A 12,639-nucleotide genomic window follows, 5' to 3' on the forward strand; every position below is an offset into this window, starting at 1 on the left:
CCCCACACCCGAGGAGACCCTCATGCTCGGAGGCTTGACCGGCTGGCACCTGCTGGCCCTCGTCATCATCATCCTGCTCCTGTTCGGGGCGGCGAAGCTCCCGGCTCTGGCCAAGAGCGTCGGACAGTCCGCTCGTGTCTTCAAGGGCGAGATGAAGGCGATGAAGGAAGAGGACGCGCCCGCCGCGCCGACCGCACCCAACGGCACCAGCCCCGCCCCGACGGCGGAACCCGGTACCGACACCAAGCCCTGACACTCGTGGCCACGGTCGACTCCGCGCGCATCGCCGAAGAAGAGGGTCCGCGCCGTGACCGGCGGATGTCGCTGGGCGAGCACCTCAAGGAACTGCGCCGTCGGTTCATCATCGGGATCATCGCGCTCGTGGTGGGGATGGTCGTCGCGTGGATCTTCACCGATGCGATCATCTGGGCGATGACCGAGCCCATCCGCGTCGTCGCCGAGCAGCGCGGCGACGCCGACGTCGTCACGCTCATGTACCAGAGCATCACGGGCCCGTTCGACATGCGGCTGCGGATCTCGCTGGCCGTCGGCGTCATCATCTCGGCCCCCGTGTGGCTGTGGCAGGTGTGGGCGTTCCTGGTCCCCGGCCTCACGCGCAAGGAGGTCCGCTACACGATCGGCTTCGTCTCCGCGGCGATCCCGTTGTTCGCCGCGGGAGTGTTCGTCGGGTGGCTGATCATGCCCCACATCGTCGAGCTGATGGCGTCCTTCACACCAGAGGGCGCCTCGAACATCTATGACTCGAAGTACTACTACGACTTCGTCTTCAAGCTCCTGCTCGTCGTCGGCGTCTCGTTCGTCCTGCCGGTGTTCCTCGTCGCGCTGAACCTCGCGGGCGTCATGAGCGGCATGGCGATCCTGAAGGGCTGGCGCGTGGCCATCCTCGTCGCCTCGGTCTTCGCGGCGCTCGCGACACCGGCCGCCGACATCGTGAGCATGCTGATGCTGGCCGGCATCCTCACCGTCCTCTTCTTCGCGGCCGCCGGTCTGTCCGTCCTGTTCGACCGTCGACGCGCCAAGCGCGAGAAGGCCCTCGGTCTCGAGCTGTGACGGATCCCGCCACCCGCTACGCACAGGCGCAGGCGCGTCAGGCCCACCCTCTCACCGCCGCCTTCGCCGACGAGCAGAGGTTCGAGCTCGACCCGTTCCAGATCGCCGGATGCCACGCCCTGGAAGAGGGGCGCAGCGTGCTCGTCGCCGCACCCACCGGGGCGGGAAAGACGATCGTCGGAGAGTTCGCCGTGCACCTCGCCATGCGCGAGCCGGGCGACAAGGCCTTCTACACGACCCCGATGAAGGCGCTGTCCAACCAGAAGTTCCGCGAGCTGCAGCAGGTCTACGGCGAGGACGAGGTCGGACTTCTCACCGGCGACACCAACGTCAACGGAAACGCGCGCGTCGTCGTGATGACCACCGAGGTGCTGCGCAACATGCTCTACGCCGACTCGCCGGCGCTGCGCGGCTTGCGGTACGTCGTGATGGACGAGGTCCACTACCTCGCCGACCGCTTCCGCGGCGCCGTGTGGGAAGAGGTCATCATCCACCTGCCGGCGCGGGTGCGGCTGGTGTCGCTGTCGGCGACCGTCTCGAATGCCGAGGAGTTCGGCGACTGGCTCGACACCGTGCGGGGGGACACCGCCGTCATCGTGTCCGAGACACGACCGGTGCCCTTGGAACAGCACGTTCTCGTGCGCGGCGACCTGCTGCCCCTGTTCGACGACCGCGCCGGCATCGCGACCGCGCAGGTGAACCAGGAGCTGATGCGCCTGCGGTCCGTGCGCGGCTCGTCGTTCGAGAGCAACCGGCGCGCACAGGAGCACCGCTCGCAGGAGCACCGTTCGCAGGGACACCGCGCTCACGGTCAGCGGTCCGCAGGCGACCGTGCGCCGGGACAGCGACCGTCCTCCGGCGGGCGGCGCCCCATGCGTGCGGCGAACGCCCAGCGCATCGAGCGCATCGATCGCCCGCAGGTCGTCGAGCTGCTCGCGCGCGCCAACCTGCTGCCCGCGATCTTCTTCATCTTCAGCCGCGCGGGGTGCGAAGGCGCCGTGCAGCAGGTCCGACGTGCCGGCGTGCGGCTCACCGACCGCGACGAACGCGACGAGATCCGGCGCATCGTCGACGAGCGCACGGCCGCCCTTCCCGACGAGGACTTGGCCGTGCTCGGCTTCTGGGAGTGGCGCGAGAACCTGGAGCGCGGCATCGCCGCCCACCACGCGGGTCTGCTGCCCGCCTTCAAGGAGATCGTCGAGGAGCTCTTCCAGCACAAGCTCGTCAAGGTCGTCTTCGCGACCGAGACCCTCGCCCTCGGCATCAACATGCCCGCGCGCACGGTCGTGCTCGAGAAGCTCGAGAAGTTCAACGGCGAGGCGCGGGTCGCGATCACCTCGGGGGAGTACACCCAGCTCACCGGACGCGCGGGACGCCGTGGCATCGACGTCGAGGGTCACGCCGTGATCCAGTGGACCGAGAGCCTCGATCCGCAGGCGGTGGCCGCGCTCGCCTCGCGGCGCACCTATCCGCTCAACTCCAGCTTCCGCCCGACCTACAACATGGCCGTGAACCTCATCGACCAGTTCGGGCGCGCCCGCGCGCGGGAGATCCTCGAATCCTCCTTCGCCCAGTTCCAGGCCGACCGCGCGGTCGTCGGCCTGGCGCGCGAGGTGAAGGAGGCCGAGGACTCGCTCGCCGGGTACGCGGCGGCGATGACGTGCGATCGCGGCGATTTCGCCGAGTTCGCGCGGATGCGGCGTGAGCTCACGGATCTGGAGCGCAAGGGCGACCGGTCCAGCTCACCGAAGCTCCGCCAGCAGCGGCAGGAGCAGCTGGAGTCGCTGCGACGGCGTCTGAAGCGGCATCCGTGCCAGACCTGTCCCGATCGCGAGAAGCACGCCCGGTGGGCGGAGCGGTTCTGGAAGCTGCGGCGGCACACCGACAAGCTGCGTCAGCAGATCGATGCGCGCACCGGCACCGTCGCGCGCATCTTCGATCGCGTCGTCGACGTGCTCGCGGCGCTCGACTACGTCGCGGTGGACGCCGACGGCGTGACCACGCTCACCGCGGCCGGCGCGACGATGAAGCGCATCTACGGCGAGCGCGATCTCCTCGTGGCCGAGTCGCTGCGCACCGGCATCTGGGCAGACCTGGATGCCGCGGGCCTCGCCGCGCTGGCCTGCAGCCTCGTCTACGAGCCGCGTCGCGACGAGAGCGGGCCGGGGGAGCGCGGGCTGCCGCGGGGCGCGTTCCGCGACGCGCTGGCGGCCACCCAAGAGCTCTGGGCGCGACTGGACGACCTTGAGCAGGACCACCGCCTTCCCGGGTCCGCGCCCGTCGCCACCGGCCTCGCCCCGGCGATGCACGCGTGGGCGCGGGGCGCGAGCCTCGACCGGGTGCTGCAGGAGGCCGACCTCGCCGCGGGCGATTTCGTGCGCTGGACGAAGCAGACCATCGATCTGCTCGATCAGCTGTCGATGGTCGCCGACCCGCCGATCGCGACCACGGCGCGCTCGGCGCTCGACGCCGTTCGTCGCGGCATCGTCGCTTACGGCTCGTTCTGATCCCGCTCGCTTAGGCTCGTTCCGTGCCCCGACGCCCGCGACCGTCCTCGCCGCCCCCGAGGCCGCTTCTGCCGCTGTGGGCCGCGGCGGTGACCTCGGCCGCGGCGGGGCTGCTGCTGACGCTCGCCTTCCCCGCCCTCTCGTGGTGGCCGGTGGTGTTCGTGGCCGTGCCCCTCGCGCTGGTCGGGCTCATCGGACGCAGCGTGCGCGGCGCGCTCCTGGTCGGGCTGCTGTTCGGAGCCGGGCTGTTCTTCGTGAACTTCTCCTTCACGGCGCGCTATCTCGGTCCGGTGCCGTGGATCGCGCTCGCGAGCCTCGAGTCCGTCCTCACCGCCGTGATGGCCGTGCCGATCGCCCTGGCCTACCGCTGGCTTCCGCGGTGGGCGCCGGGAACGGCGGGTCGTCTGGTGGCGCTTCCGGCGCTCGTCGCGGGACTGTGGGTGTCGCGGGAGGAGCTGCAGGGGACATTCCCCTACGGAGGGTTCCCCTGGACGCGGATCGCCGTCACCCAGGCCGACTCTCCCCTGGTCGACGTGACGTCGTGGACGGGGATGAGCGGGCTGTCCTTCCTGATCGTCTTCGCCTGCGCCGCCGCGGTCGAGGCCGTGCGTCTGGGGCGCCTGCGCGATCTGCGCACCGCGCTGCCGGCGGCGCTCACGGTGCTCGTGATGTTCCTGCTGCCGGCCTTCCCCACGACGGATGCCGGCAGCATCCGCGTGGGCGCGGTTCAGGGCAACGGGCCCGCCGGCTACTTCGACCAGCGGGCGGCCTACGACGTGCTGCGGGCTCAGCTGGCGGCGACGGCGCCGATCGAGGACGAGGACATCGACGTGCTGCTGTGGCCGGAGGGCGGCATCGACGCCGACGCCCTGTCGAACACGTCGGTGCGTGCCGCGCTCGACGCGCTCGCGGGCCGCATCGGCGCGCCGCTGCTCGTGAGCGGCGTGACCCAGCGGGGCGATCAGTACTTCAACTCGTCGATGCTCTGGAAGGACGGAGCCGACAACCCCGTCGCCCTTTACGACAAACGGCATCCCGTGCCCTTCGGGGAGTACGTGCCCGATCGCTGGTTCTACGACATGCTGGCCCCGGATCTCATCGGGCTCATCCAGCGGGAGTACACGCCGGGCACGTCGACACCGATGTTCGACGTCGACGGTGTGGGCGTCGGTCTCGCCATCTGCTTCGACGTCATCTACGACGACGTGATCCGCGAGGGCGCTCTGGCCGGTGCTCAGGTCTTCATGTTCCAGACCAACAACGCCGACTTCCGGGGCACCGACGAGAACCTGCAGCAGCTCGCGTTCGCGCGGATCAGGGCCGTGGAGTCCGGTCGTGCGGTCGTGAACCTCTCCACCGTGGGAACCAGTCAGGTCATCGGTCCGGACGGGCGCACGATCGACGCCCTGCCCGCCGACGAGCCGGGGGCGATGGTCACCGACGTGCCGCTGCGCACAGGTCTGACGCCCGGCATCCTGCTCGGCGAGGCCCTGCAGACCCTGCTCGGGTGGGGGAGCGTCCTCGCTCTGGCGGTGGTCGGCCTCGTCGCGCGGCGCCGCGCGCGCACGCCGAAGACGCCGACCCCCGAAGGGGCCGGCGTCATCACGGGGGAGTGAGCGTCAGGCGCTGAGGCGAGCGTCGCCCGTGGCGCCGCGGCGGGCGCGCAGCAGAGCCAGGCGCTCCTCGAGCAGCTCCTCCAGCTCGGGCACCGTGCGACGCTCCAGGAGCATGTCCCAGTGCGTGCGGGGAGCCTTGTCGCCGGAGTGGTCGATCTCGACGACCGAGTCGCCGACGCGGAGCACGGCCTCGGCGCCGCAGGTGCGGCACTCCCAGGCCTCGGGAAGCTCGGCGTCCGCCGCGAAGGTCATCACGGTCTCGCGTCCGCACTGCGTGCAGACATACGTGTGGTTGGCGCGCTCATGGAACACGACGCCTTCCTCGCTCTGTAGGCTGGAGGCGCCGAGTCGGATGCCGCGCAGGCTGCGATCTGCCATTGTGTGGTCCTCTCGTCGTGTCAGGTATAACGCGCGCACCTGTGTGCATCATCCGAACGGGCGTCCGGCCACCCCCTTTCACAGGGGATGCTCAGCCCGGGTCAGTGCCGCGCGGCGACCGCCTGCAGTGCGAGGTCCGCACGGTCGGTGACGAGGCCGTCCACCCCCAGATCGAGCAGCCTGTCCATGTCGTCGCGGTCGTTGACCGTCCACACGTGGACCTCGACGCCCGCCGCATGCGCGGCGCGGAGCAGGCGCGGGGTGACGATGCGCACCGCACCCTGGCGCTCCGGAACCTGGAGCGCGTCGACGTCGCGCAGCGCGCGGGCGACAAGGCCCGCCGAACCGGTGGACACCGCCGCCAGGACACGCGCGATGGTGGCCCGGCCGGCGGACGTGGCGGGCTCGCCGCCGAGGTGGCGCGCCGCGTCCAGCGCGTCTCGGCGACGCGCGTCGGAGAAGCTCGTCAGCAGCACGCGATCCGCGTGGGGGACGACGAGGCGTCCCACGGGCCGCGCGGCCGCCGCCACCTTCACGTCGAGGTTGAAGCGCAGCGTCGGGAACGCCGAGAGGGTGTCCGCCGCGGTGGCGAGCCCACCCCGATCGGCCATGATGCGTTCGAGCTCCGCGTGGTGCACCGCCGCGATCGCGCGCGGGTCGCCGGTCACGCGTCGCAGGTCGTCGTCGTGGAAGAAGACCACGACGCCGTCGGCCGTGAGGTGGCAGTCCGACTCGACGTAGACCGCTCCGGCGGCATGGGCCGCCGCGAACGCGGCGACGCTGTTCTCCACGATGCCCTCGGCATCCGGGGGAACGAACCCGCGGTGGGCGAGCACCCGCGGCGACGACGTCCCCGTGAACCAGGGGTGGGTCACGACGGGTCGACGGGAGGCGTGTGCGGTGCGGGCGCGGCGCTCGGCGGCGGGGTCGGCCCGGCTGCACCCGCGGCCGCGTCGGTGCGTGCGGCGAACGCGCCACCCAGGCCCTTCATCGCTTCGGTGAACTCGCTCGGGATGATCCAGAGCTTGCTCGATGCGCTGTTGCTGATCTTCGGCAGCGTCTGGAGGTACTGGTACGCCAGCAGCTTGTCGTCGGGGCGTCCGGCGTGGATCGCGGAGAACACGTTCTGGATGGCGGCCGCTTCACCTTCGGCCCGCAGGATCGCCGCTTGCTTGTCGCCCTCCGCCCCGAGGATGGCGGCCTGACGGCGTCCCTCCGCCTCGAGGATCTGAGACTGCTTCGAGCCCTCGGCGGTCAGGATCGTCGCGCGGCGCTCCCGCTCGGCGCGCATCTGCTTCTCCATCGAGTCCTGGATCGAGTGGGGCGGGTCGATGGCCTTGAGCTCGACGCGCGACACCCGCAGACCCCACTTCCCGGTCGCCTCGTCGAGCACGACGCGCAACTGGCCGTTGATGTTGTCACGGCTGGTGAGGGCCTGCTCGAGGTTCAGCCCGCCGACGACGTTGCGCAGTGTCGTCGTGGTGAGCTGCTCCACCGCCGACAGGTAGTTGGCGATCTCGTAGGTGGCCGCGCGTGCGTCGGTGACCTGGAAGTAGACGACCGTGTCGATCGAGACCACGAGGTTGTCCTCGGTGATGACCGGCTGCGGCGGGAACGAGACGACCTGCTCGCGCATGTCCACGAGCGGGCGCAGGCGGTCGATGAACGGGACGAGCAGGTTCAGGCCGGGGGAGAGGGTGCGCTGGTAGCGGCCGAGGCGCTCGACGACACCGGAGTAGGCCTGGGGGATGATGCGGATGGACCGGAAGAGGACCACGATCACGAAGATCGCGACGACGACCAGGAGGACGATCACGAAGATCTGTCCGACGAATGCTCCGACGTCGACCATCAGTCGGTGCTCCTTTCGGGGGAGTCGGATGCCGCGGGGGACCCCGGGGCGGGAAGCGGGGCGGCGGGCGCGACTTCGACGGTCGCCCCGCGCACGGCGGTGACCACGGCACGGTCGCCCGGGCCGAGCGGCGCGGCGGACGGCGCGAGCTCGGCGGTCCACTGCTCTCCGTTGTCGAGGCGGACGTATCCGCGCCCGTCGACGAAGGCGGCGCTGACGCGCGCACCCATCCCGTAGAGCGCGTCGACGTTCGTCGGGTGCGGCTGGCTGGAGCGGTGCAGTGCGCGCAGCAGGAGCGGGCGGATCGTGAACAGGAGCAGGGCCGACACGGCCGCGGCGATGAGCACCTGCAGCCACCAGGGGCCGCCGAGGAGGTTCACGCCGAGGCCGCCGATGAGCGAGCCCGCGGCCAGCATGAGGAAGGTGAACTCGAGGGTCAGCAGCTCGATGATCACGAAGATCACGGCCAGCACGAGCCAGGCGATCCACAGATACTGCGTCAGATCGGGCAGCATGCGAGCTCCCTTCGAGTTCTTGTTCGAACCCTAACACCCGGTCTCTCCGTTGCGGTGGCCGCTCGCCGGTCGGCGCGAGGCCCCGGTTGATAGTGTCGAGAAGGCCACGGCGAACTCCGCCCGGCATCCGTCATTTCGCAGGAGCAATCATGTCCCAGCCCATTCCCGCCGGTTCGCTCGCCGGAAGGACGGCGCTCGTCACCGGGTCCTCGCGCGGCATCGGCGCCGACACGGTCCGTTACCTCGCCGAAGGCGGCGCGAACGTCGTCATCAACTTCCGTAACAAGGCGCCGCGCGCGGAGAAGCTCGCCGCGCAGCTGCGCGAACTGGGCGTCGAGGTGCTCGTCGTGGGGGCCGACCTCACCGACCCGGGTTCCGTCGAGGCGATGATGACCGCCGTGCAGGAGACCTTCGGGCAGCTCGATCTGCTCGTCCTCAACGCCTCCGGCGGGATGGAGAGCGGCATGGGCGAGGACTACGCACTCGTGCTCAACCGTGACGCGCAGCTGAACGTGCTCGACGCGGCCCTGCCGCTTCTGCACGACGGTTCCCGCGTCGTCTTCGTGACCAGCCACCAGGCCCACTTCATCCGCACGACGCCGACCATGCCCGAGTACGAGCCGGTCGCCCTGTCCAAGCGCGCCGGCGAGGATGCGCTGCGTGAGCGGATCCCGGCTCTCGCCGAGCGCGGCATCGACTTCGTGGTCGTCTCCGGCGACATGATCGAGGGCACGATCACCGCGACGCTGCTCGAGCGCGCCAACCCGGGGGCCATCGCCGACCGTCGCGAGTCGGCGGGCAAGCTCTACAACGTGTCGGAGTTCGCCGCGGAGGTCGCTCTGGCCGCCGTCGAACCCGTTCCCGCCGACAACACGAGGCTCGTCGGAGACGTGAGCTCGTTCGGCGGGGAGTGAGCATGCGCGCCGTCGACATCACCTCCCTGACCACGGTCGGTCGCCCGAGCATCGCCCCCGACGGCGCGTTCTCGGTCTTCGCGACCTCGCGCCCCGACCGCGACGCCGACCGCAACGTCGGCCAGATCTGGCGGATCGACCTGCCCGACGGCGAGCCGCGTCGACTGACGCGCGGCACGGCCGACGCCGAGCCGCAGGTGTCACCGGACGGCGGACGCATCGCCTTCGTCCGCGGCGACGCCGACGGTACCCCGCAGGTGTTCGTCCTCCCCGCGACCGGCGGCGAGCCGGTGCAGGCGACCGACGCCCGCGGCGGCGTCGGCTCGTACGCCTGGTCTCCCGACGGCACGCGCATCGCCTTCACCGCCCGCGTGCCCGAGCAGGGCCGCTACGGCACCGTCGAGGGCCGCTCCGCCGATGCGGAGTCGCCGCGGCGCATCACCGGGGTGCGCTGGCACGCGAACGGTCTCGGTTACGTCGGCGACCGTCCGTCGCACGTCTTCGTCATCGATGCGCCGGATGCGGGTGCGGAGCCGTTCTACACGCCCGCGCCGACCGCGGACGGCGCGAACGCGGGCGCCAAGGCGAAGCGGGTCGCAGCGGATGCCGTCGCCCTGACCTCGGGGGCGGCATCGCACCATGGCGTCGTCTTCACCGCCGACGGTTCCCACGTGCTCACGGTGGTCGACGAGATCGAGCACGACCGCCGCGACCTGCGCACCCCCCTCGTCGCGGTCGCCGTCGACGGCTCGGGCAGCGTCGAGGTGATCGGGCGCGAGGCCGGCTATTCCGTCGACGAGGTCGCCGTCGCGGCGGACGGCACGATCGCGATCCTGGCATCGCGGCCGGGTGCGTCGGGCATCGACTTCATCGCCCCCGACGTCGCGCTGTACGTCCTCGACGGTCCGCTGTCGGCGGTCGTCCCGCGTCGACTCACCGATCCCGAGGCGACCGACCTCGGCGAGGTCGGTTCGCACATCACGCCCATCGGTGCCGAGTTCCTCGTGCAGAACCGCACGCGCGGCCGTGTCGAGTTGCTTCGTGTCACCCGCGACGGCGACGTCTCGGTGCTCGTCGACGGCGACGTCGAGGTCGGTGGACACGCGGCGGCGGGGGAGCGGATCGTCTACGCCCACGCGACGCCGCGAAGCCTCGGCGAGCTCTCGCTGGTCGGCGAGGGTGCCCTCACCGCGTTCGGAGACGCGACGGAGCGCTCCATCGTGGTGCGTCCGGAGGAGCGGGAGATCGTCGGTCGCGACGGCTATCCCGTGCACGGCTGGGTCGCCGTCCCGGCGGGTGAGGGGCCTTTCCCCGTCATCCTGCAGATCCACGGAGGACCGTATGCGTCCTACGGCATACACGTCTTCGATGAGACCCAGGTGCTCGTCGATGCCGGCTACGCGGTCGTGTACTGCAATCCGCGGGGGAGTGCGGGCTACGGCCGCGCGCACGGACGCAGCATCCGTGGCGCGATGGGCACGCTCGACCTGGCCGATGTCCTCGACTTCCTCGACGGCGTGGTCGACGGCGACGACCGTCTGGACGGTGCCCGTGTCGGTATCCAGGGCGGCTCGTACGGCGGCTATCTGACCGCGTGGACGATCGCTCACGATCACCGGTTCGCGGCGGCGATCGTCGAGCGCGGGTTCCTCGATCCGGTCAGCTTCCAGGGAACGAGCGACATCGGCTCGTTCTTCGGCGACGAGTACGTCGGCACTGACCCGGAGGACATGGCGCGGCAGAGTCCGATGGCCGTCGTCGGTGCGGTGCGCACGCCCACGCTGGTGATGCACTCGGAGCTCGACTTCCGGTGCCCGCTGGAGCAGGCGACGCGCTACTACACCGCCCTGAAGCGGCAGGGCACCGAGGCGGAGATGCTGATCTTCCCCGGCGAGAACCACGAGCTCACCCGGTCGGGTCGACCCCGACACCGCGTCGAGCGCTTCGACGCGGTTCTCGACTGGTGGGCGCGCCATCTGCCGGCCGGCTGACCGACGGCATCCGCGACGCAGAAGCGCCCCGCGACCTCTCGGTCGGCGGGGCGCTTCTGCGTCGGATCACTTGCCGAACGAGAAGGCGCGTCCGATCTGGATGACACCCATCACGACGGCAGAGATGCCCAGCAGCCACCACAGCACCACGGCGCCCCAGAGCGGCGAGAACAGCAGGGTGACGCCGGCGATGATCGAGATGATCGCGTAGAAGATCGTCCAGCCGCGCGACGGGGCCAGGTCGAGGGTCGACAAGGCAACGACGCCCTCGATGATCCACATGATGCCGACGAGGATGCCGAGGAACGCGGCGAGGGTGACGGCGGTCGCACCGAGGTTGGTGAACGCGACGATACCGGCGACGACGAACAGGACACCGAGCAGCACGTGTCCGATCCGCGACCAGCCGCCCTTTCCGGCGGCGAAGATGCCCAGGCCCGCGTAGACGAGACCGGCGATGATCGCGTAGACCGCGATGAGCGCGGTGACGACCATCGCGGTCTTGCCGGGCCAGACGAGGATGACGATGCCGAGGATGACCGACAACACACCACCCAGACCCAGTGCGGTCCGGATGCCGTTCGTTGCCGTCTTCTCGAGGGACGGTTCAGCAGTCATGGCGAAGCCCTTTCTGAAAATCTCCTGTGAGCGGAGATGTTCTCAGGGTAGCGCTGTTGCGCGGACGGTGCGGAAAGTGACGCGCGGAGTACGCGACGGTTTCGCCGACGGGGGAGAGGGGGTCAGGGCCTCGCGGAGCCGGAATCCTTCTCTGGCTCGCCGCGGCGCTCGATCGCACCGAGGGCGAACGGAAGGCCGACGGCGAGGGAGGTCAGCAGGAGGCCTCCGATGAAGACCAGCCCTTCGTACTCGGCGACGTTGAAAGCGAACCCCATGAGGTACATGCCGCCGAGGAACAGGACGAGGTAGAGGACGAACACGGGGGAGTCTCCTTCGGAGGGAAGCGATCACACGCAGGTGATTCGTGTGCGTACTATTAGTGTACTAACTAATGATCTGCGCGGGTGTCATCACGACCCCGCCGGCGACCCCCAGCCGAGATGAGCATGACCGACCAGACTCTCCCTCCCTCCGCAGACTGCGATCTGCGGGGGATGATCGACCACACGCTGTTGACGCCGGAGGCCACCGCCGCCCAGGTCGACGCGCATCTCCGCGAGGCGCTCGACCTGGGTGTCGGTGCGGTGTGCATCCGTCCGACGCTGATTCCCGCCGATGCGTACGGGCTCCGTGTGGTCACGGTGTGCGGTTTCCCGTCGGGTGCCCACGATCCGCGGGTGAAGGCGCTCGAGGCCGAGCTGGCGCTGGCGCGGGGTGCGGACGACATCGACATGGTCGTCGACCTCGGCGCGGTGGCTTCGCACGACTGGGCTGCCGTTCGTCGTGACATCGATGCCGTCCGCGCGGTCGTGCCGAGCGAGAAGACGCTGAAGGCGATCATCGAGTCCGCGGCGCTCTCGGAGGACGAGATCATCCGCTGCAGCGAGATCGGTGCCGAGGCGGGTGTCGACTACATCAAGACGTCGACGGGCTATCATCCCGCCGGCGGGGCCTCGGTATCCGACGTCGCCCTGATCGCACGGATCGTCGGGCCCCACGTCGGAGTGAAGGCGTCGGGCGGCATTCGCACCCGGGCGCAGGCGATCGCGCTCGTGAACGCGGGAGCCTCCCGCCTCGGCGTCTCGTCGACACGCGCGTTGCTCGCCGACGCAGCTGCGGACGCCGCACCCGTCGGCGGGGATGCCGCGTCGTACTGACGCGCCCGGGGGGTCGCGCA

The 12,639-nt window shown here is 70.4% G+C and carries 13 protein-coding genes; 7 read left to right on the forward strand and 6 right to left on the reverse strand.

The window, feature by feature from the left end:
* Positions 1-22: 22 nt before the first annotated feature.
* The 4 genes from AC6CQV_RS05490 to lnt all read left to right on the forward strand — a co-directional run bounded on the left by AC6CQV_RS05490 (position 23) and on the right by lnt (position 5,194).
* On the forward strand, positions 23-253 hold the full coding sequence (locus tag AC6CQV_RS05490; RefSeq protein ID WP_060958650.1) for a twin-arginine translocase TatA/TatE family subunit: 231 nt from the start codon (positions 23-25) through the stop codon (positions 251-253).
* 65 nt (positions 254-318) lie between these two features.
* Positions 319-1,071: a twin-arginine translocase subunit TatC gene (gene tatC, locus AC6CQV_RS05495; protein WP_060958853.1), complete on the forward strand. Its 753-nt coding sequence runs from the start codon at positions 319-321 to the stop codon at positions 1,069-1,071.
* Complete coding sequence (locus AC6CQV_RS05500; protein WP_498260481.1) at positions 1,068-3,578, forward strand: DEAD/DEAH box helicase; 2,511 nt, start codon at positions 1,068-1,070, stop codon at positions 3,576-3,578. The genes tatC and AC6CQV_RS05500 overlap by 4 nt, the downstream gene beginning before the upstream one ends.
* Positions 3,579-3,601: 23 nt before the next feature.
* Entirely contained in the window at positions 3,602-5,194 is a 1,593-nt protein-coding gene (gene lnt / locus AC6CQV_RS05505; RefSeq protein ID WP_060958648.1) for an apolipoprotein N-acyltransferase, read from the forward strand.
* A 3-nt stretch (positions 5,195-5,197) separates the two neighbouring features.
* Here lnt and AC6CQV_RS05510 read toward each other — a convergent pair whose 3' ends face one another.
* The 4 genes from AC6CQV_RS05510 to AC6CQV_RS05525 form a co-directional block, all read right to left on the reverse strand.
* Entirely contained in the window at positions 5,198-5,572 is a 375-nt protein-coding gene (locus tag AC6CQV_RS05510; RefSeq protein WP_060958647.1) for an RNA polymerase-binding protein RbpA, read from the reverse strand.
* Positions 5,573-5,673: 101 nt separating this feature from the next.
* Positions 5,674-6,447 (reverse strand): glycerophosphodiester phosphodiesterase family protein, encoded by a 774-nt coding sequence (locus tag AC6CQV_RS05515; protein WP_498260482.1) that lies wholly within the window; start codon positions 6,445-6,447, stop codon positions 5,674-5,676.
* Positions 6,444-7,424, reverse strand: coding sequence for an SPFH domain-containing protein (locus AC6CQV_RS05520; protein ID WP_223848937.1), 981 nt, complete (start codon positions 7,422-7,424; stop codon positions 6,444-6,446). The genes AC6CQV_RS05515 and AC6CQV_RS05520 overlap by 4 nt, the downstream gene beginning before the upstream one ends.
* Positions 7,424-7,939: an NfeD family protein gene (locus tag AC6CQV_RS05525; RefSeq protein ID WP_060958644.1), complete on the reverse strand. Its 516-nt coding sequence runs from the start codon at positions 7,937-7,939 to the stop codon at positions 7,424-7,426. The genes AC6CQV_RS05520 and AC6CQV_RS05525 overlap by 1 nt, the downstream gene beginning before the upstream one ends.
* Positions 7,940-8,088: 149 nt before the next feature.
* Between AC6CQV_RS05525 and AC6CQV_RS05530 the strand changes: the two genes are divergently transcribed.
* Together AC6CQV_RS05530 and AC6CQV_RS05535 are read left to right on the forward strand one after the other, a co-directional pair.
* A complete protein-coding gene (locus AC6CQV_RS05530; protein ID WP_060958643.1) occupies positions 8,089-8,853 on the forward strand; it encodes an SDR family oxidoreductase in 765 nt (254 codons plus the stop codon).
* Positions 8,854-8,855: 2 nt separating this feature from the next.
* Positions 8,856-10,844: a S9 family peptidase gene (locus AC6CQV_RS05535; RefSeq protein WP_498260483.1), complete on the forward strand. Its 1,989-nt coding sequence runs from the start codon at positions 8,856-8,858 to the stop codon at positions 10,842-10,844.
* Between the two features lie 66 nt (positions 10,845-10,910).
* On the opposite strand, the gene AC6CQV_RS05540 is transcribed toward AC6CQV_RS05535, so the two are convergent.
* Both AC6CQV_RS05540 and AC6CQV_RS05545 read right to left on the reverse strand, forming a co-directional pair.
* Positions 10,911-11,462: an HdeD family acid-resistance protein gene (locus tag AC6CQV_RS05540; protein ID WP_060958641.1), complete on the reverse strand. Its 552-nt coding sequence runs from the start codon at positions 11,460-11,462 to the stop codon at positions 10,911-10,913.
* Between the two features lie 122 nt (positions 11,463-11,584).
* Positions 11,585-11,782 carry a hypothetical protein gene (locus AC6CQV_RS05545; RefSeq protein ID WP_498260484.1) on the reverse strand — a complete coding sequence of 66 codons (198 nt, stop codon included), beginning with the start codon at positions 11,780-11,782 and terminating at the stop codon, positions 11,585-11,587.
* A gap of 126 nt (positions 11,783-11,908) precedes the next feature.
* Here AC6CQV_RS05545 and deoC point away from each other — a divergent pair, with 126 nt between their 5' ends.
* Positions 11,909-12,619 (forward strand): deoxyribose-phosphate aldolase, encoded by a 711-nt coding sequence (gene deoC / locus AC6CQV_RS05550; protein ID WP_498260485.1) that lies wholly within the window; start codon positions 11,909-11,911, stop codon positions 12,617-12,619.
* Positions 12,620-12,639 lie beyond the last annotated feature (20 nt).

The organism is Microbacterium sp. EG9 (assembly GCF_059759475.1).